The sequence below is a fragment of the Asanoa sp. NPDC050611 genome (assembly GCF_040654855.1).
Taxonomy (GTDB): Bacteria; Actinomycetota; Actinomycetes; order Mycobacteriales; family Micromonosporaceae; genus Asanoa.
Map to the genome: position 1 here is coordinate 14,781 of NZ_JBFAIU010000042.1, position 19,367 is coordinate 34,147.

Annotated in this window: 19 protein-coding genes and 1 pseudogene; 9 read left to right on the plus strand and 11 right to left on the minus strand. The window is 71.6% G+C overall.

Translation table 11 applies throughout. The annotated features are described in order from the left end of the window. Positions 1-723, minus strand: a 723-nt coding sequence (locus AB0H87_RS09575) for a LysR family transcriptional regulator (protein ID WP_360142123.1), incomplete at its 3' end; no start/stop codon positions are given. Between the two features lie 71 nt (positions 724-794). On the opposite strand from AB0H87_RS09575, the gene AB0H87_RS09580 reads away from it, so the two are divergent. Both AB0H87_RS09580 and AB0H87_RS09585 read left to right on the plus strand, forming a co-directional pair. Further along, positions 795-1,739 (plus strand): DMT family transporter, encoded by a 945-nt coding sequence (locus AB0H87_RS09580; protein ID WP_360142125.1) that lies wholly within the window; start codon positions 795-797, stop codon positions 1,737-1,739. A gap of 41 nt (positions 1,740-1,780) precedes the next feature. Further along, complete coding sequence (locus AB0H87_RS09585) at positions 1,781-3,736, plus strand: glycoside hydrolase (protein ID WP_360142127.1); 1,956 nt, start codon at positions 1,781-1,783, stop codon at positions 3,734-3,736. Here the strand turns inward: AB0H87_RS09585 and AB0H87_RS09590 are convergent. Genes AB0H87_RS09590 through AB0H87_RS09600 form a run of 3 tightly spaced genes read right to left on the minus strand, consistent with a single transcriptional unit; the run spans position 3,670 to position 5,607 of the window. Then, entirely contained in the window at positions 3,670-4,329 is a 660-nt protein-coding gene (locus AB0H87_RS09590) for a phosphatase PAP2 family protein (protein ID WP_360142129.1), read from the minus strand. The genes AB0H87_RS09585 and AB0H87_RS09590 overlap by 67 nt on opposite strands. Before the next feature lie 32 nt (positions 4,330-4,361). After that, the gene (locus AB0H87_RS09595; protein ID WP_360142131.1) at positions 4,362-4,550 is read right to left on the minus strand and encodes a hypothetical protein; all 189 of its coding nucleotides are present in this window, start codon (positions 4,548-4,550) and stop codon (positions 4,362-4,364) included. A 49-nt stretch (positions 4,551-4,599) separates the two neighbouring features. Further along, the gene (locus AB0H87_RS09600; RefSeq protein WP_360142133.1) at positions 4,600-5,607 is read right to left on the minus strand and encodes a hypothetical protein; all 1,008 of its coding nucleotides are present in this window, start codon (positions 5,605-5,607) and stop codon (positions 4,600-4,602) included. Between the two features lie 87 nt (positions 5,608-5,694). Between AB0H87_RS09600 and AB0H87_RS09605 the strand changes: the two genes are divergently transcribed. Both AB0H87_RS09605 and AB0H87_RS09610 read left to right on the plus strand, forming a co-directional pair. After that, complete coding sequence (locus AB0H87_RS09605) at positions 5,695-6,516, plus strand: peptidoglycan-binding domain-containing protein (RefSeq protein WP_360142135.1); 822 nt, start codon at positions 5,695-5,697, stop codon at positions 6,514-6,516. Positions 6,517-6,616: 100 nt separating this feature from the next. After that, positions 6,617-7,024, plus strand: coding sequence for an Lsr2 family protein (locus AB0H87_RS09610; RefSeq protein WP_360142137.1), 408 nt, complete (start codon positions 6,617-6,619; stop codon positions 7,022-7,024). Here the strand turns inward: AB0H87_RS09610 and AB0H87_RS09615 are convergent. Beyond that, positions 7,018-7,809 carry a hypothetical protein gene (locus tag AB0H87_RS09615; RefSeq protein WP_360142139.1) on the minus strand — a complete coding sequence of 264 codons (792 nt, stop codon included), beginning with the start codon at positions 7,807-7,809 and terminating at the stop codon, positions 7,018-7,020. The two genes, AB0H87_RS09610 and AB0H87_RS09615, sit on opposite strands and share 7 nt — an antisense overlap. Positions 7,810-8,004: 195 nt before the next feature. On the opposite strand from AB0H87_RS09615, the gene AB0H87_RS09620 reads away from it, so the two are divergent. Together AB0H87_RS09620 and AB0H87_RS09625 are read left to right on the plus strand one after the other, a co-directional pair. Next, a complete protein-coding gene (locus AB0H87_RS09620; RefSeq protein WP_360142141.1) occupies positions 8,005-8,763 on the plus strand; it encodes a VOC family protein in 759 nt (252 codons plus the stop codon). Positions 8,764-8,869: 106 nt separating this feature from the next. Further along, positions 8,870-9,193, plus strand: a complete 324-nt coding sequence (locus AB0H87_RS09625; protein WP_360142143.1) for a hypothetical protein — start codon at positions 8,870-8,872, stop codon at positions 9,191-9,193. Between the two features lie 6 nt (positions 9,194-9,199). Here the strand turns inward: AB0H87_RS09625 and AB0H87_RS09630 are convergent, their stop codons facing one another. From AB0H87_RS09630 to AB0H87_RS09640, 3 genes are all read right to left on the minus strand, one after another. Continuing rightward, complete coding sequence (locus tag AB0H87_RS09630; protein ID WP_360142145.1) at positions 9,200-9,493, minus strand: hypothetical protein; 294 nt, start codon at positions 9,491-9,493, stop codon at positions 9,200-9,202. 377 nt (positions 9,494-9,870) lie between these two features. Further along, positions 9,871-10,491: a DUF5317 family protein gene (locus tag AB0H87_RS09635; RefSeq protein WP_360142147.1), complete on the minus strand. Its 621-nt coding sequence runs from the start codon at positions 10,489-10,491 to the stop codon at positions 9,871-9,873. A gap of 86 nt (positions 10,492-10,577) precedes the next feature. Further along, positions 10,578-11,165, minus strand: coding sequence for a TetR/AcrR family transcriptional regulator (locus AB0H87_RS09640; RefSeq protein WP_360142149.1), 588 nt, complete (start codon positions 11,163-11,165; stop codon positions 10,578-10,580). A gap of 47 nt (positions 11,166-11,212) precedes the next feature. Between AB0H87_RS09640 and AB0H87_RS09645 the strand changes: the two are divergent. Continuing rightward, positions 11,213-11,761: pseudogene (locus AB0H87_RS09645) on the plus strand (GNAT family protein); the annotation flags it as partial. 486 nt (positions 11,762-12,247) lie between these two features. Further along, positions 12,248-12,907, plus strand: a complete 660-nt coding sequence (locus AB0H87_RS09650; protein ID WP_360142151.1) for a GntR family transcriptional regulator — start codon at positions 12,248-12,250, stop codon at positions 12,905-12,907. Positions 12,908-12,945: 38 nt separating this feature from the next. Here the strand turns inward: AB0H87_RS09650 and AB0H87_RS09655 are convergent, their stop codons facing one another. Both AB0H87_RS09655 and AB0H87_RS09660 read right to left on the minus strand, forming a co-directional pair. Beyond that, a complete protein-coding gene (locus AB0H87_RS09655) occupies positions 12,946-14,532 on the minus strand; it encodes an amidase (RefSeq protein ID WP_360142153.1) in 1,587 nt (528 codons plus the stop codon). Continuing rightward, the gene (locus AB0H87_RS09660; protein ID WP_360142155.1) at positions 14,529-14,831 is read right to left on the minus strand and encodes a hypothetical protein; all 303 of its coding nucleotides are present in this window, start codon (positions 14,829-14,831) and stop codon (positions 14,529-14,531) included. The genes AB0H87_RS09655 and AB0H87_RS09660 overlap by 4 nt, the downstream gene beginning before the upstream one ends. Before the next feature lie 170 nt (positions 14,832-15,001). On the opposite strand from AB0H87_RS09660, the gene AB0H87_RS09665 reads away from it, so the two are divergent. Next, positions 15,002-17,755: a penicillin acylase family protein gene (locus AB0H87_RS09665; RefSeq protein WP_360142157.1), complete on the plus strand. Its 2,754-nt coding sequence runs from the start codon at positions 15,002-15,004 to the stop codon at positions 17,753-17,755. Here AB0H87_RS09665 and AB0H87_RS09670 read toward each other — a convergent pair. Next, a partial coding sequence (locus tag AB0H87_RS09670) for an MMPL family transporter (RefSeq protein WP_360142159.1) occupies positions 17,752-19,367 on the minus strand: 1,616 nt, incomplete at its 5' end. The genes AB0H87_RS09665 and AB0H87_RS09670 overlap by 4 nt on opposite strands.

Sequence of the window (19,367 nt, forward strand, 5' to 3'; positions counted from 1 at the left end):
GTCCGCGCCCCGGTTGGTCACCGCGACCGGGCCGACCCCGCTGCGGGCGGAGGTCGCCGCGTACTCCGGGCTGAAGCCCGCGGCCGCACACGCCGCCGCCAACGGCTCCAGGCACGGGCCCGGCGGCTCGCTTCCGACCCAGGGCTCGGCGGCCAGCGCGGCCAGGTCGACAACGCGCCGCGCGGCCAGCGGATGCCCCACGGGCAGCACCACGCGGTACGCGTCGTCGCGCAGCCACACCAGCCGGACTCCCCGCTGCGCGCCCTCCCCCGGCCGCCGGACCACGATCGCCAGGTCGGCGCGGCCCGCCGCCACCTCCTCCTCCGGGTCCTCCGCGCCGGACAGGCGGGGCTCGACCGTCACGCCGGGATGGTCGCGGCGCAGCCGGGCCACCGCCGGCGCGAGCAGGGTCGGCCCGACGGACGCGAAGTAGCGGACCGTCAACCGGCCCGTGCGCCCGGCGCGCAGGTCGGCCAGCGCCGTCTCGGCCGACGCGACGTGCTGGCTGATCACCGCCGCGTGGCCGGTGAGCAGCCGCCCCGCGGCCGTCGGCCGCACGCCCCGCCCGACCCGTTCGAGCAGCGCGATCCCGGCCTCCTTCTCCAGCGCCGCCACCTGCTGGCTGACCGCCGAGGGCGTGTAGCCGAGGTGCGCCGCCGCCGCGGTCACCGAGCCGCTGCTGACCACGGCCCGCAGCACCTGCATCCGTCGCACGTCGAGCATGAAGCAGAACTTAACGCACGTGCGGAACTTTTCGCTTGTCCTTCCAGGTCGGCCACGGCAACGTGCGGAACGTGCCGAAAAGTTGGGCCCGCGTGGGCGTACTCGCGCTGCTGTGGGGTTCGACGTTCCTCTGGATCGAGATCGCGCTGGAAGCGCTGACGCCGGTCCAGGTCACGTTGACCCGGTGCGTCCTCGGCGCGGCCACCCTGCTCGTCGCCTGCCACGCCGCGGGCAACCGGCTGCCGGGCGGCGCGCGGATCTGGGGTCACGTCGTCGTCGCCGCGTTCTTCTGCAACGCCCTGCCGTTCGCCATGTTCAGCCTCGGCCAGCAGACGATCGACTCGGGCGTCGCCGGCGTCCTCAACGCCACCACCCCGCTGTGGTCCCTGCTCACCGGCCTCGCCATCGGCACGGAGCGCCGGCTGCCGATCGCCCGGCTCGCCGGCCTCGCGCTCGGCTTCGCCGGTGTCGTGCTGATCTTCGCGCCCTGGGAACGCACCGGCCCGGTCGGCTGGGGCGCGCTCGCCATCGTGGCCGCCGCGGCCAGTTACGCCGTCGGCTTCGCCTACATGGGTCGGCACCTGGTCGGCCGGGGCATCCCGACGATCTCGCTGTCCGCGGCCCAACTCGTCGCCGCGACCGCCCTCACCGCGCTGACCCTGCCCGCCGGCGGCCTGACACCCGTCGACCTCGACCCGCGCACGCTGGCCGCCGTCGTGGTCCTCGGCGTCGTCGCCACCGGCGCCACCTTCCACCTCACCTACCGGACCATCGCCGCCGAGGGCGCGACGAACGCGGCCACGGTCGGCTACCTCCTGCCGGTGGTGTCGGTGGCCCTCGGCGTTGTGGTGCTCGACGAGAGCTTCAGCGTCCGGATCGCCGCCGGCATGGCGGTCGTCCTCGTCGGCGTCGCCCTGACCCGCCGGCAGGCGCGGGCGCCGGAACGTCAGGATGGTCCGAATTCCGGAAATGTTGGACAACCCGGAACTCTTGCCGGCCGACGACCCTCACCCTAGCTTGATTCGCAAGTGTCGATGGAGCAGGCGGGGAGCGGGCCATGCGACGACGGACCACCTGGACGATCAGGGCCGCCACCGCGGTCACCGCGTCCGCGAGCCTGCTGGCGGCGAGCGCCGGCAGCGGCGTCGCGCACAGCCAACCGGCCCGACCCACGGTCGTCGTCAACTGGAACGACGAACGGCAGGCCGTCGACGGCTTCGGCGGCTCCTTCGCCTTCCACAAGGCGGGCGCGATCCAGCGCCTCGGCGAGCCACTGACGTCGCAGGTGCTCGACATGATCTTCGACGACGAGACCGGCATCGGCCTCGACATCGTGCGCGTCATGGTGGGTGACGGCGGCACCTGGGGCGACCAGCTCTACGACGGCCCGACGCAGACCATCGAGCCGGAGCCCGGCGTCTTCGTCTGGGACCAGCCCGACTGGCCGGCCCGCAAGGCGAGCTTCGACGCGCACCAGGTGTGGCTGATGCGCGAGGCGAAGAAGCGCGGCGTCAGGACGTTCCTCGCCAGCGTCTGGAGCCCGCCGGCCTGGATGAAGCAGAACAACAGCGTCGTCTCCGCCGGCCCCGACGGACCGCCCAACAAGATCAGACCAGACATGTTCCAGGCGTACGCCGACTACCTCGCCGAGTACGTGCTCGGCTACGAGCGCGAGTTCGGCATCCGGATCACGCACGTCTCGCCGACCAACGAGCCCGAGGTCACCACCGGCTACTCGAGCAGCCAGTGGACCCCCGAGGAGCTGCGCGTGCTGGTCCGCGACCACCTGGGTCCGACGTTCGCGCGCCGCGGCGTGCAGGCGAAGATCGTGCTCGGCGAGGGCGTCGCCTTCGACGAGCGGTTCGCCCAACCCGCCGTCCTCGACCCGGCCGCCGACGCGTACGTCGACGTCGTCGCCGCGCACGGCTACGCCGGCCTGATCGACGACGCCACCCGTGCGGCACCCGGCGCCTTCGCGGCGTCGCAGGAGCGGGGAAAGACGATCTGGCAGACCGAGTACATGAACCAGGGCGCGCCCCGCGACCGGCTCTTCGTCAACAACACGATCAGCGACGGCCTGCGGTACGCGAACCTGATCGGGAACCTGTTCGCCGAGACCGGGCTCAACGCCTACTTCTGGTGGTGGCCGGCCGCCAACAACGGCGCCGACGGCTCCGACCTGATCCGCCTGGTCAACACCGGAACGCCGCAGAGCGGCAACCCGACCGAGAACGGCCAGTACCGCATCTTCAAGCGCTACTACACGATCGGCCAGTACAGCCGCTTCCTCGACCCGGGCGACCGGATGATCGGGGCGACCAGGACGCCGGTGCCCGGCGTCTCGGTCACCGCGTACAAGGGCAAGCGCGACTTCAGCATCGTGGTGGTCAACAACAACACGACCGACGTCACGCTCGACGTCGCCCTCGCGGGCGGGTTCCCGAAAACTCGTGAGGTCGGCGCGTACCGCACGTCGGCCAGCGAGAACATGCGGAGACTGCGCGACGTCCGTACGCACGACCGGTCCTTCACCGCGACGCTGCGCGCCCAGAGCGTCACCACGTTCGCATCCACGGACCTGCCGGCCCTGCCCGACCGCAAGGACGTGTTCTCCACCTATCCCGCGGCGGAGAACGACGGCCACTCGCCGGGCCTGCGGATCAGGGACAACATCGCCACAGGTGTCCGCGACGGCAGCTGGCTGCGCTGGTCGAACGTCAACTTCGCCGACGGCTCGGCCGCGGGCTTCGCCGACCAGAAGGGCGAACTGCGCCTCCACACCACGGTCGCACCCCGCGCCGGCGGCGTGATCGAGGCCCGCGTCGACAGCCCGCACGGCCCGCTCGTCGCCACGATGACGGTCCCCGCCGGCAACGGCACGACCTGGCAGACGGCGACGTCCTGGGTGGACACCAGCCCCGGAGCCGCCAACGGCTTCCACGACCTCTATCTGGTGTTCCGCGGCGGTCGCGGCCAACTGTTCGATGTGGACCAGACGGCGTTCAGCGACTGAGCCAGCGCCAGCCCGAGCAGGAGGCCGGCGACGCTGTCGGTGAGCCAGTGGTAGCCCAGGTAGGTCACGGACGCGAAGACGAGCACCACCGGCACGACCAGGACGGCGCGCCGGACCACGGTGCTCAGTGGACGGTGCACCGCACGTTCGGCGAGCAGCACCACGACCGGATACCAGATCAGCGTGTTGACCACGTGGCCCGACGGGTAGGACCAGCCCGCGTCGTTGGCGAACACCTCGACCGCGTCGTACCACGGTGCGTGCGGCGCGGACCGGTCGGTCCAGACCTTCAGCGGCACCACCACGACGTAGCTGACCAGCGCGGTGCCGACGACCGCCACGGCCGGGCGCACGGTGCGGTCCCGCAGCCCGAGCAGCACGGCCACGACGAGCAGGATCGCGGCGATGAGGTTCGCCGAGCCGAGGAAGTAGAGCGCCTTGGCGACCAGGAAGCCGGCGCGCGGCCGGTGTGCGTCGCACCAGTCCCGGACCACGACGTCGAGCTCGAGGAAGGCGCCCGCGGCCAGCGCACCGGTGAGCAGCGCGAAGCCGACCAGCGGTGCCAGAGCCCGCCACCACGGTCGCCGGCGCATACCCACACCCCCGTCAGTGGGAAGTGGGCAGCCTAACAATCCTCGTCGGACGGCGGTGTCCCGTCGCCGTCCGGCGGCTGGGCCTGGCGGCGCAGACCGGCACGCTCGCGTTCGTGCCGGTCGAAGCGGCGCTTCGCGTCCGCGACCCGGGCGTCGTCGGCGTCGGCGATCGGCTCACCCATCAACTTCGCGGCGATCGCCTTCGGATCCAAGGCGTTCACGACCGGTCAGTTTACGCGAGCACGCCCGCCGCGCATCGCGGGCCGGCCCTCAGTACGAGACGAACCCGTACAACGCCTTGTGGTTGGATTTCGTCCCGGCGACCGTGTGACCGACGCTCGACGGCTGCACCGTACCCCGGACGAACAGGTAGTCGATTTTGCTCGATCCGCTCGTGGCCGCCGTACCGTAGCCGGACATGCCGTAACCCGAGAGCACGCCGGCCGGAATGCCGGTGCGGTTCGCGTCGATGCCGACGATCCGGATCGTCGACGCGTTGAGCAGGCTCGTGGCGTCGGCACCTAGGTGGATGCCGGTGCCGCCGATGCCCTTGTCACCGTCGCCGGCGCAGGCGTTCTGCCGGTTCTCCTCCGGCAGGTGCATGGTCGCCGCGAACACGGTCGTGCCGCCGTCCCGGATCGTGAAGCGGGCGGCGATCGCGCTCGTCCGCTTCCACTTGTACTGGTACGTCGCGCCGTCGTCGCTGTTCGGTGGCTTGTAGAGGGTGCAACCGGCACCGTCGGCGTAGGCGGTGCCCGGCTTCAGCCAGCCCGCGCTCCAGTACCTGGAGACGTCCCCGGCGGCGAGGCTGAGCGTACGCGTGTTGTAGATCAGGCCGTTGGTCTGCTTCTTCTTGAGGTCGCCGAGCGACTGGTCGCTGCACTTGTGGGTGCCGCCCCACGGCTCGGGGTCGTCCCAGGCGACGATCGCCCGATAGGTCCCCGCCGGGAATCCGAACTTCGCCGAGAGCTGGTCGGCGTACGCGGTCGCCTGCCCGGTGCCGCGGACCTGCTGCACGATCAGCAGGTCGGGCGCCTGGACGTCGGCGGTGCCCGGGCGACCGGCGTCGTCGACGAGCATCGACGTCAGGTGGTCCGGCCCCGATATCCGGGTGCACGTGCCGTCGGAGTTGTTGCGGACCAGGTTCTCGATGTTGTTGTTGTAGACCCGCAACGTCCGCGGGGCGGCCGCGACCGCGGGTGCGGCGGCCGGAACCGCCGTCATGCCGGCGACGACGACCAGGGCTGCCAGCACGTTGCCGGCACGGAAACGGCGCATGTCAAAAAGCTCCTTCGTTGTGCATGTGCTTGAAAAATATTAGCGATCTTCTTCAGATTTCGATAGTCGCCGATCTATGCTGCGGGCATGCTGACCCGTAGACGCCTGATCGCCACCGCCGCTGCCGCGACCATCACGGGTGCCCTCCCCGCCGGGCTGGCACACGCCGCGTTGCCCCAGGTCGACATGGAGGCGGTCATCAAGGCCGCGCAGATCGACCCGCGCCGGCCGGACACCGCGCTCACCCCCGGCGCCAAGGACAGCGTCCTGCAGGTGGAGCGCGCCCTCCAGGCCCGCGGGCTGCTGTCGGCGACCTACGTGGACGGACACTTCGGCACGAGCACCATCGCGGCGTACGCGGCGTACCAGCGCTCGCTCGGCTACACCGGCCTGGACGCCACGGGCCTGCCTGGACCCACCTCACTTCGGTCGTTGGGCGACGGGCGCTACACCGTCGTGCGGGCGATCTCACCGGGCAGCATCGTCACGCTGCGCGGCGTGCAGGTGAACACGCGTACCCGGTCGATGCTGCTGGAAGCCGAACGTTTGCTCGGCAGCACGCTGACCCTGACCCAGGGCTCCTACAACACCGGCACCCCGGCGTCGGCCGGCACGCACGACGGCGGCGGCGCGTTGGACATCTCGGTGACGGGCATGACCACGGCCACGCGTACGACGGTCGTGCGGCAACTGCGGACGGTGGGCTTCGCCGCCTGGCTGCGCAACCCGTCGCAGGGCGACTGGCCGTACCACATCCACGCGATCGCCATCTCGGACACGGACCAGTCCACCGGCGCCCAGCACCAGGCGGGCGACTACTACCTGGGCCAGAACGGCCTGGCCAACCGCGGCCCCGACGACGGCCCGGCGGTCACCAAGCGCACCTGGGAGGAGTACCAGCGCGCGTAGCCGCGTGCCTGAGGTCGTGGTGGGCTTCGGCGTTCGATCAGCGATCGGCTACGGTGCAGGGAGGGTAAAACGTCCGTTTCCACGTGGGGGATCCGCTCAAATGGCCAAGGCGACCATCGTCGAGCTTGTCGACGACCTCGACGGCAGCACCGCGAACGAGACAGTGCCGTTCGCCGTCGACGGCGTGTCCTTCGAGATCGACCTGTCGAGCGGGAACGCCGACAGGTTCCGGCAGGCGCTCCAACCGTTCGTGGACGCCGGAACGAGGGTGACACCGGACGGCCGGCGGCACACCCGGACCGTGATCTCCGCGGAGGGGGCGAGCCGCCGCGAGGAGACCCGTGCGATCCGTGCCTGGGCCCACCGGTACGGCGGCCAGCTGGGCCTCGCGCCCGTCGGCGATCGCGGCGCCATCCCGCAGGCCGTGCGTGACGCCTACGAGAAGCACGACGGTCACGCTCCGCGTACGCCGTTGGCGTCTCCGTTCCTCGCGCCCACCGATCAGTAGGAGATCCGTGGCTCGCGTGGGTTGAAGACGTCGAAGCGCACCTCGACCGTGCCAGGGCCGCGTAGGTACGAGACCGAGACGCAGGCGCGGTACGGGTTGGCCAGGTAGCCGAGCCGCCGGCAGGCCTTACCCTGGTGTTCGTCGCCGATGCGCCAGCCGCGGTCCTCGAGGTGGCGGGTGAGCAGGCGTACCGTCGCTTGCGGATCCGTGCCGGTCAATTGGAAGCCACGCTCGCATGAGCCGCCGGACTCGCATCCGGAGTCCTCGGCCACGATGACGACTCCCTTGGGCAGGGGCAGCAGCGCGTCCCGCGCCGGAGTCGACGCGTTGCCGACGGTGGGTAAGGCGACGATCGCGGCGCATCCGACGCCGAGCAGGGCGAGGCCGAGCCGGGTGATGGGGTTTCGGTGCCGATCGAGCCACAGGGCCGCGGCCACGATCGCGCACCCCACGATCAGGTAGCCGCGGAGCACGTCATCCACCGTGGGCGGCGTGGCCCAGCTCGCCCAGAGCCGGGTTGTCAGCGACCATCCGGTGACGGACGCGACGAGCAGAGCGCCGACGAGTCGACCGGGACCCTGACCCACTGCGACCCACGTGATCGGCACGACCAGCACGATCGCCACCAGGAGGGCGAGCTCACCGCCCTCGAAGTTCGGACGATCCTGGGTCACCGCGCCGGTCCGGAACACGTCGTCCAGGGCCGGCCACGTGGGGATCGTCGCCAGGAACGCGCCGAGCAACGCCAGCAGTCGCCAGCGGGCAGCCGTCGCGCGTCGCAGCAACGTCCGAACCCGCGGATGCGGTACGACCTCGACCCGCACACCGCCCAACCCAGGAAGCTGGACACCCCCCTTGAGCCCGGAACCCGCTTCCTTGCCGTCACTCATAGCTCTTGGACACGGCGCGACGTGCGACGGTTCCGGTCCAACATCAATCGGCTCACGGCCGCCTCGGTAGACTGGGAAAAAGGAGTGGCAATGTCGATCCGCACCTCCTACCCCCATGGCACGCCGAACTGGCTCGAGCTGCACACCGACGACCACACCGCCGCAATGGCCTTCTACGGTGGGCTGTTCGGCTGGCGCTTCGACGCCCTCGAATCCGACGCGTATGCGCGGGCGTACGTGAGCGACGCGGTCGTAGCCGCGATCAGCACGCCCGACCACGCAGGTCCGTCCGCGTGGCTCGGTTACCTGGCCGTCGACGACGTCGACGCGGCCGTCCGTGCCGTCGGTGACGCCGGTGGTCGGGTCACCGTCCCGCCGCACGACCGCGCCGACCGCGGCCGAGCCGCCCTCATCACGGACCCCACCGAAGCTCCCGTGGGGCTCTGGCAGGCGCACCGGCAGCCGGGCGCGGCGCTGGTCGGCGAGCCCGCCACGATGGCATGGTTCGAGCTGCTCACCGACGACACCGATGCTGCCTCGGCCTTCTACCAGCAGGCCTTGGGGCTGGTCCCGCACACCGCCGAGCTGGACGGCATCGCGTGGACCACGCTGCACGTCGGCGACGACGCCGTGGCTGGTGTGGTCGGCAAGCGTGTCACCGGCAGCCCGAACCGGTGGAACCTCTACTTCGCCACCGACGACATCGTCGCGACCACCAGGCGTGCGGCCGACCTGGGCGCCACCATCACGGCCGACCCGGTGATCACCGCGATCGGGCCGATGGCCGGAGTACGGGACCCGAGCGGCGCACATTTCAGCCTCTGGGCTCCGATCCCTCCCGGACAGTGACGCCCTGGCCGGGTGCACCCCGGACCGCCATCGCCCTGCGTACGCTGTTGGCTCGTGTGCCCGTCCGTGATGGCTACGCGCACCGTTCGACCCGAAGGACTGAGCCGTGCCCGACCGACCCGAGATCGTCTGCATCTGCGGCTCGACCCGCTTCGCGGGCGAGATGAGCGCGGCGAACCGCGATCTGACCTTCGCAGGTGTCATCGTCGTCGCGCCAGGCGTCCTCCTGCGCGCCGAGGATCACGAAGCAGACGAGTTGATCACCAACGAGCAGAAGGCCGCGCTGGACGCCCTCCACCTGCGCAAGATCGACCTGGCTGACCGGGTTCTGGTCGTCAACCCAGGCGGATATATCGGCGAGTCCACGAGCAGGGAGATCGCATACGCCCACGCCACCGGCAAGCCGATCTCGTACACCGATCCTGTCTGAAGCCGTTCAGGCCGACCCGACCGGGGCGGTTCCGAACATCAACACCCGACGGCCGACGTCGAAGTGCACGTCGTTGGCCGTGGACAGCAGGTCCTGGAGGTTGTCCGCATCCTCGCCGTTGATCGTGAGGACCTCCTCCCAGGCACCCTGGTCGAGGACGAGCTGCAGGGTCCACGTCCCGCCGGCTCCGGGCTCTCCCGCGACCCAGCTGAACTGATAGTGGCTCAATTGGCGCACGCGAATGCTGTCGTCGGTCAAGGGCTGCTCGACGCGGGTGACCGGCGGCTGGTTGTCGGACATGGCGACCTCCTCACTCGAAGGGCTCACCTCCCGCGTACCCGCTGAACGGGCAGGCGAACATGATCGCCGCCGGAGCGTGGGTCAGCCGCCGTTGCTGACCGGTGCGCCGATCGTGTAGAGGAGCGTGGCCAGGGCGGCCACGGTCAGCAGGATCCGGGCGCGCACGGCGGTCACGGCCCGTGCGAAACAGGAGCGCCCACTGTGTACAGCAGGGTCGCCAGAGCGGCGACGGTGAGCCAGAGACGTGCTCGCATGGTCATCCTCCAAAGAACGGGGTCAGTGCGAATCCCAGGGGGCGCCGATCGTGTAAAGCAGTGCGGCGAGGGTGGCGATGGCGCAGATGGCGTACGCGATGCGCCGCCATGGTATTGATCTGGTCACGGGTTTGCTCCTTTCGGTTCGGCCGTGCGGGTCACCGCTTCCTCGGTGGATGCGGCCTCTTCCGGGCGACGGCGCATGACGAGGACCACGAACGCGCAGGCGCCGACGCTGATCAGGACATCACCCGGGCTGGCCACCTTGCGGAGGCCGGGGATCGGGATGGTGTCGCCGAGCCAGGCAAGCCGGGTACCAGGCCCGGCCGGCTCGTTCTTGGGGGTCTCCAGGCCGTCGCGTTCGCTCACCTTCGCCACGGCCACGGGGTCGTACGGCATCCGGCCGTTCGCGGCGATCACCACCCCGTTGAGCACCGCACCGAGCACGATCGCGAGGCCGGCCGCCCGGATCGCTCCGGGCCAGCCCCCCAGGTTGATCGCGAGCCAGCCGAGCACGATCGCGAACACGAGCGCGAGCATCGGCAGGCCCGCCACGTCCTCGACGACATGCCGCACGCCGGCCAGCGAGTACTGCGCGAACTGCACCAGTGCGGCCAGCCAGACCAGCCAGAGCGCGCGGATCCGTACGGTCCGGAACCCGGCGCGCCGGCCGCCGAGCAGGTAACCGAGACCGACTCCCAGCAGCGGCGGCGCGACGGTCAGCAGGAAGAAACGAAACGACACCGTCCCCCCAATGTCGACCAGCGTCGCAGCGGAAGTTAGCACCGCTCAGCTTCATTTCGCCTTCGGCAGCCGGCGAGCAGCGCGGGTCAGTCGGTGAGGGCGGCGAGGAAGTCGTCGACCAGGCGGGTCTGTGTCGATGCCGGGAACCGCTCCGGGTCGAAGAGCGCCTGGACCACCAGGCCGTGGGTGAACGCGAGCGCGGTCGTCGCCAGCCGGCCCGGGTCGTCGTCGGGCAGCTCGCCGAGCCGTTGCGCCTCCTCGATGGAGTCACGCAGGCCCGCGCGGATGCGGTCGTAGCGCAACGTCTGCGCGGCGAACAGGTCGGGGTCGGACAGGGCCAGGTCCCACGAGCCGACCCAGATCCGGTTCATCGCGGCCCCTTCCGGAGTCAGGGGCAGGATATTGAGCATCTGCGTACGGAGCGCGGCCAGCCCGGGTGCCGGCGGGGCCAGCCGGGGGCGCGCGGCGGTGCGTGCCTCGAGGATGTCGAGGGCGTGGGCGATCAGCTCGCGCTTGCCCGCGAAGTAGTGGGTGACCAGTCCGGTCGACGACCCCAACGCCGACGCGACGGCGCGCATGGTGAGGCCGCCGAACCCGTGCGCGGCCAGGACCTGCCAGACCGCCTCCGAGACGTCCTGGCGGCGCGAGTCATGGTCGGTGCGGGCCGGGCTCATGGCCTGATAGCGTACATGCCAAACGTTTGTTATGTACGGAGGTCGTGATGTTCGCGCTACCCCTCGCCGACTCGGCCGTTCTGCGCCCGCTCGAGCCCTGGCACGCCGAGGAGTTCCTCGCCCACCTGGACCGGGCCCGCGAGCACATCCTGCCGTGGGTCTCGCCCAGCTTCGTCGCCCGCGACGTGGATTCGGCCCGCGTGGTGCTCCAGGGGTACGCGGACAAACGCGCCCGCGACGCCGGCGGCATCTGGGGCATCTGGCTCGACGGGGTGCTGGTCGGCGGCGTCATGTTCGTCTCCTTCGACACCGCGCTCGGCCTCTGCGAGGCGGGCTGCTGGCTGGAGCCCGGCGCGCAGGGCCGCGGGCTGATCGCCCGCGCCGCGCAACGGATCATCGACTGGGCGGTCGACGAACGCGGCATCGCCCGCGTCGAGTGGCGCACGAGGTCAGGCAACGAGCGCAGCATCGCGGTCGCGAAGCGGCTCGGCATGAGCCACGACGGCACGCTGCGCCAGGTCTGCCCGGACGGAGCCGGCGGACGGATGGATCTCGAGATCTGGTCCGTGCTGGCCGACGAGTGGCGGGCCCGCCAAGACAGCCGGCCCGGCGGCGTGAAGTCGGAGCTCGACGCCCTGATGACAACGTTCATGGGGGCCTTCACCAACGTCGGCGGCACCCCACCGAACGTCGCGTCGATCCACGAGGTCTTCATCCCCGAAGGCGTGATCATCAAGAACGTCGGCGGCACCCCGGTGATCTACGACCTGGACCAGTTCGTCGAGCCGCGCGAGAAGATCCTTACCGACGGGACGCTGACCGAGTTCCGCGAGTGGGAGACCTCGGAGACGACGGAGATCGCGGGATCGATCGCACACCGCTTCAGCCGGTACGAGAAGTCCGGCTACCTCGACGGCGAGTGGTTCGAGGGCAAGGGAACGAAGACGACCCAGTTCGTCAACACACCCGCGGGCTGGAAGATGAGCTCCCTGGCCTGGGACGACGACCCCACCACCACCGCATGATCATCGGTGCCGGGTGTCGCGTGGACGCGCGGCTGTTCTCCGTGTGTAATATGTTGCATGCCGGTTCCTAGCCACGTGGACGTCATCCCGCGGTCCCTGCTGCGGGACAACGCCTACCACTCCATCCGGGACGCCATCGTCAACGGCACGCTGGAACCGGGCGAACGGCTCAACGACGCCGATCTGGCCCGCTGGCTCGGCGTGAGTCGCACGCCGGTGCGCGAGGCGCTGACCCGGCTCGAGGAGGCCGGGCTGGTCCAGACCAAGCCCGGCCGCTACACGATGGTCAGCCCGCTGGACGTCCGGTCCGCGCGCGCGGCGCAGTCGGTCACCGCGGCCATGCACGAGCTCGCGGTGCGTGAGGCGGTGCCGCGTCTGACGCCGAACGAGATCGACGCCATGCGCGCCGCCAACAAGCGGTTCGCGGCGGCGCTGCGGGCCGGCGACGTCGACGCGGCGATCGCCTCGGACGACGAGTTCCACGGCGTCGCGGTGACGGCATCGGCCAATGCCGCGGTACGCACCGTGCTGGAGCAGTTCACCCCCGTGCTCCGGCGGCTCGAGCGGCTGCGCTTCGCGTCGCTGAGCGGGCGCGACTCCGTGGCTCTGCACGATCGCATCGTCGACCTGTGCGCGGCCGGCGACGTCGAGGGCGCCGCCCGGGCCGCCCGCGACAACTGGATGAGCCTCGACGCGCTGTTCGAGCCCGAGCCCTAGGCCGACCCGCCGGAGCGGGTCGGCCCAGGGAGCGACGGCTACTGGGACAGCTCGAGCACCTCTTCCGCCGTCAGGCGCGGCCGGGCCATCCGGGCCGCGGCCCCCGCGGCGGGCGGGTCCGCGGGACGGCGGTGGTGCCAGTCCGTGACCGCCTGGTAGGCGGCCGCGACCGACAGCAACCGGTCCTCCCCGTACGGCAGGCCGCCCAGGATCGTCCCGATCGGCACCCCCGCGGCGGTGAACCCGATCGGCAGCGCCAGCTCCGGCAGCCCGATGATGTCGAACGGCACCGGGTTGGTCTGCACCACGACGTCGCACTTGTCGAAGATCTGGTCCAGCACCCGCTCCAGCAGCAGCACCTTGGCCCGCTGTCCGATGAGGAACTCATTGCCGCCGAACAGCGCGCCCTGCAGCCAGCCCGACAGCGAGACGCCGAAGCCGCGCAGGTTGTCCCGCAGGTACGGCATGAACGGCTCGCTGCGCTCCGGCAGCCGGACGTTGTTGAAGTTGTTGCCGGTCAACAGGTTCCAGTCCGTCGGCAGCGGCACCTCGACCAGCGTCGCGCCCGGGATCGCGGCGAGCGCCGCCAGGTACGCCTGCCGGGCCAGCGCCGTCGCCGACGTGCCGTCCGCGAAGCCGGGCAGCACCCCGATCCGGGTGTTCCAGCGCAGCTTCACCTGGCCGCGGTGGAGGACCGGCGTGGCCGCGTCGATCAGGTTCGGCACGTTCGGCAGCCCCTGGGTGCGGGGATCCGCCGGGTCCGGGCCCGCCATCGCGGTCAGCATGATGGCCGCGTCCTTGGCGTCGCGGGCCAGCGGGCCGGGGTGGTCGCGGGTGTAGCTGAGCGGAATGATGCCGTGCAGCGACACGCGGCCCATCGTCGGCTTGATGCCGGTCAGGTTCTGCGCGTTCGACGGTGCCGTGATGGAGCCGCCGGTCTGCGTGCCGATGCCCGAGGTCGCCATCCGGCCCGCGACCGCGGTGGCGGTGCCGGTCGACGAGCCGCCGGGGTCGGTGTTCGGGTTGGTCGGGGTCCACGCGTTGACCGTGGTGACCTCGCCGTCGGGCGTGGTCGCGCGGGTCGTGGCGAGCGGGCCCATCTGCGTCTTGCCGAGCACGATCCCGCCCGCGGCCTTCAGCCGCGCGACCGCGGTCGCGTCGAACGGCGGCACGAAGTCCTGGAACAGGAACGAGTTCGCCGTGGTGTGCACGCCGGCCGTGTAGTAGTTGTCCTTGATGGCCAGCGGGATGCCGCGCAGCGCGCCCCGACCGGTGCTCCGGGCGGCGAGGCGCGCCTGCTCCGCGAGGACCACGTTGAAGGCCTGGTAGGTGCCGTCGTACGCCGCGATCCGGGCCAGATAGGCCTCGAGCAGTTCCTCCGGCCGAAGCCTGCGCTCGCGGATGAGCCAGGCGGCCTCGGCGATGGTGAGCTCGGTCGGGTCGGCCAGCGCCTCGGGCCGGGGCCGGACGAACGCGTTCGGGTTGTCCAGCGTGGGCGGCTTGCCGGTGGCGGACGCGACGGCGGGCAGCGCCACGGCGCCCACGGTGGTGACGGCCGCGAGGGCGGCGGCCCGGGCCAGGAACGCCCGGCGGTCGACGCCGGTGTCGGCGGGTTCGATGGTCACGGCTTCCTCCACTCGGTCGCGATGGAGGGGTAGAGCAGCGGCGCCGGCTGCTGGGACAGGGCGCGGGCGACGGCGGGGTCGGTGCCGTCGGGCGTCGGCAGCTGGTAGGCGGCCAGGCCGGCGATCGTGCCGCGGACGAAGGACCGCAGCGAGGCGAGGACGGACGCCTGGCCCGGCGCGCCGGTCTCCGGGTCGGCGGCGGTGCCGGGTGGCAGCTGATCCAGGTCGATTCCGAGGGAGGCGAGCCGGGCCCGGATGAACACATCCAGCTCGGCATCGGTCGGCGGGGTGGGCGCCATGAGCTCTCCTTGCACCGATGGACAGGTGTTGATCAATCTGCGATCGCTCCATCTCGGAGCGATTACGCCAAGATCACGGCGCGGTGAACGCATCGACCTGTTGCCCGGTGGTTGAACGGTGACTAAGGTGCGCTCAAGAGCGCCACCCTCCACCCTCGACGGAGGTTCGGATGCGTCGTCGCATGCTCGGCCTGCTCACCGCCGTCCTCCTCCCGGTCACCTTCGGGTGGGCGCCGCCCGCGGCCGCGCATTCGCCGGGCGAGCTGCGGATTCCCGGCATGCACCACGCCGGCGCGATCACGCGGGACGCGTACGGCATCGCCCACGTCTCGGCCCGCGACGAGCACGACCTGCTCTTTCTGCAGGGCTGGCAGCACGCGACCGACCGGCTGTTCCAGATGGACGTGACCCGCCGGCAGGCCTCCGGCACGCTCGCCGAGCTGCTGGGCCAGCAGGCGCTGCCGGGCGACGTCGAGACACGGACGATCGGGCTGCGGCGGGCGGCCGAACGCGGCCTGGCGGCACAGGGCAAGGACATGCGGGCAGGTCTCGACGCGTACGCCGCGGGCGTCAACGCCTGGGTCGCCCGCAACCCGCTGCCGGCCCAGTACGCCGCGGTCCGGGTGACCCGCTTCGCGCCGTGGACGCCGGTCGACAGCCTCGTCATCGGCAAGGCGATCGCGTTCAGCCTGTCGTTCGACCTCGACATCGACCTGACGGTGGCCGCCGACGCGTACGCCCGCGCGGGTGCGCAAGGCGGCTTCGACGGCGCGGCCCTGTTCAGCGAGGACCTGTTCCGGTCGCAGCCGTTCAGCGACGCCTCGACCGTGCCCGACGCGACCCGATCGAAGGGCCACCACGGCGCGCCGCGCGACCGCGACCGGACCGCCCTGTCCAGCCCGGCGCTGCGGCTCGCCCGCGACTACCAGGCCCGGGTCGAGCGCACCCCGATGCTCGCGCAGGCCGTCGACCGCTCGTTCACCCTCGGGTCCAACGAGTGGGCCATCGCCGGGCGGCACACCGACACCGGCCGGCCGATTCTCGCCAACGACCCGCACCTGTCGCTGACCACGCCGTCGACGTTCTACCCGATCGCGCTGCGCGGTGCCGGGTTCGACGTGCAGGGCGAGAGCTTCGCGGGCTCGCCGTACGTCATCCTCGGGCAGAACCAGCGGATCGCCTGGGGCGCCACCACGAACCCGATGGACGTCACCGACACCTACGTCGAGCAGGTCGTGCCGGACCCGGCGTCGCCCAGTGGGCTGGCCACCGTCCATCGTGGGCAGCGGGAGCCCGTCCAGGCGATCCCGGAGACGTTCCGGGTCAACGCGCGCACGCCCGACGCGACCGACGCCATCGTCACCGTGCCACCGGGCGGCGCGGTCCCGGCCGCGACGCTGATCGTGCCCCGGCGCAACAACGGCCCGATCGTCTCCCTCGACCGCGCGGCCGGCACGGCCCTGTCGGTCCAGTACGCGGGCTTCTCACCCACCCGGGAGCTGGAGGCCTCCCGGCTGTTCGACCGGGCGCGCGACATCGACGACTTCAAGCAGGCGCTGGACATCTTCGACGTCGGCTCGCAGAACTGGGCGGTCACCGACGTCCGTGGCCACATCGCCTACCTCACCAGCGCGGAGATGCCGCTGCGGGAGGACCTGGAGGCCGGTGCCGTGCGTGGGCGGCCGCCTTACCTGCTGCGGGACGGCACCGGCGGCAACGAGTGGCTGCCGGCCACGCGGCACTACCCGGGTCAGGCGCTGCCCTACGAGATCCTGCCGCCGCGCGAGATGCCGCAGGTGGTCGACCCGCCGGCCGGCTTCTTCGTCAACGCCAACAACGACCCGGCCGGCACCACATTGGACAACGACCCGCTCAACCAGCGGCGGGCGACGGGCGGCATCTACTACCTCAACGTCGGCTACGACGGATTCCGGGCCGGCCGGATCACCGCGCTGGTACGCGACGCCATCGCGCGAGGCAAGAAGGTCTCGACGCGGGACGTGCAGGAGCAGCAGGCCGACGTGACGCTGCTCGACGCGCAGTTCTTCCGGCCGTACATCCGCAACGCCATGCGCCGGGCCGCCCGCAGCGAGACGCCCGCGCTGGCCGCGCTCGCCGCGGACAAGCGCGTGGTGGAAGCGGTCGACCGCCTGGCCCGCTGGGACTGCACGACCCCGACCGGCATCCCGGAGGGCTACGACGCCTCCGATGTGGACGGCGGCCGGCGGACGCCCACGCGCGGCGAGGTGGCGGACAGCGTCGCGGCGACGATCTACGCGGTCTGGCGGGGCCAGTACGTCAGGAACGTGGTCGACGCGGCCGTCGCACCGTACGGTCTGCCCCAACCGGGCGGCGACGAGGCGCTCAAGGCCCTGCGCGTGCTCCTCGAACGCTTCCCGAGCCGGCACGGCGTCGGCGCCTCCGGCCTGGACTTCTACGCGGTGCACGGCGTCGCGGACCCGGCCGACCGCCGCGACGTGCTGTTGCTGCGCAGCCTGGCCGACGCGCTCACCCTGCTGTCCGGCCCGTCGTTCGCGGCGGCGTTCGGCGGCTCGACGCGCCAGGACGACTACCGCTGGGGCCGCCTGCACCGGGTGACGTTCGCGGCGCCGCTCGGCGCGCCGTGGTCGATCCCGCCGGCCGGCGGCGCCTTCCCGGCGCCGCTGCCGGACCTGCCGGGCGTCCCGGTCGACGGCGGTTTCAGCACGGTCGACGTGGCGGGCCACAACGTCCGGGCCGACTCGGCCACGGAGTTCACCTTCGGCGGCGGCCCGGTCCGCCGCGCCGTGGCCCAGCCGACCCGCGACGGCATCCGGGCGGTCTCGTCCCTGCCGGGCGGCACCAGCGAGACGCTGGGCAGCCCGTACTACGCCAACCTGCTCCCCCGCTGGCTCACGAACGAGACCTACCCGGTGCGGTTCTAGTGGCCGAGGCCGAGCCGCCGGTGCAGGCGGGCCAGCGGGCGCGGTGACCACCAGTTCCAGCGGCCCAGCAGCGTCATCGTCGCCGGGACGAGGACGCAGCGGACCAGGGTCGCGTCGACCGCGACCGCCACCGCCAGGCCCAGGCCGATCTGCTGCACCGTGCCGATCCGACCCGTCAGGAAGCAGCTGAAGACGACCACCATGAGCAGCGCCGCCGAGGTGATGATGCGGCCGGAGTGCTGCAGGCCGCGGCGGACCGCCAGGTCGTTGGGCACACCCCGGTCGACGTGCTCCTTGATCCGGGCCAGCAGGAACACCTCGTAGTCCATCGACAGGCCGAACGCGAACGCGAACACCGTCACGAGCACGAACGGGCTGATGCCGCCGACCACGTGCGTGTGCAACAGCCCGGACAGCACGCCGTGCTCGAAGACCGCGTTCAGCACCCCGAACGTCGCGCCGAGCGAGACAACGTTCATCAGCACCGCCTTGAACGGCACGACCAGCGAACCGGTCATCGCCCAGAGCAGCAGGACCATCGCGAGCAGGGTCAGGGCGATGGCGTACGGGAGCCGCGACAGCAACAGGTCGTTGAGGTCACGGTGGAAGCCGGCGATGCCGGTCACCCACGACTCGACCCCGTCGGGCCGGTCGGCGCGGGCCGCGTCCACGAGGCGCAGTGCCGCCTCGCCCTCCGGGTCGCCGATCGCGTCGATGTCGACGGTCGCGACGCCGGGCGCGATCTGCTCCGCCGGGCGTACGCCGGCGATGTCCGGTGAGTCGAGCGAGCGCGCCCACGACTCGAGTGCGGCGGCGTCGGTGCGGGCGACCACGGTGACCGCCGGCTGGGCCGGGGTCGCGAAGTCCGCGGCGAGGATGTCGATGACCCGGACCGACTCCAGCGACCGGGGCAGGCCGTCGAGGTCGTCCACCTTGACCTTCATGGTCAGCAGCGGGAACCCGGCGGCGATCAGCACCAGCGCGGTCGCGAGCGCGGTGACCAGCGGCCGCCGCTGCACGCCGCGGGCCAGCCGGTAGAAGAAGCCGCGGTCGGCCGAGCCGGCGGCGAGCTGGCGCTTCGACGGGCGGATCCGCCGGCGGAACAGGCCGACCAGGGCGGCGCTGAAGGTGAGCGCGACCAGCATCGCGACGAGTGCGATGGAGACGCCGGCGGCGCCGAGCGCGGAGAGCGCGGTGACGCCGAAGACCAGCATGCCGGCCAGCGCGGCCGCCACCGTCAGGGCGGAGAAGAAGATGGTGCGCCCGGCGGTCGCCCAGGCCACCCCGATCGCGTCGAGCGGCTCGCGGCCCGCGGCCAGCTCGTCGCGGTAGCGGGCGACCAGCAGCAGGCCGTAGTCGACGGACAGGCCGAGGCCCATCAGCGTCACGACGGTGACCGCGTTCTGGTCGAGCGTGGTGATGTTCGCGAAGAACAGCAGCACGGAGAACGACCCGGCGATGGAGACGATCGCGCCGAGCACCGGGACGACGGCCGCGAGCAGTCCGCCGAACACGAAGATCAGCACGAGCAGCGTGATCGGCAGCGAGAGCTGTTCGGCGAACGACAGGTCCTTCTGCGCCTGCTGCCGGGGAGGGACCAGGCGCCCGGGGT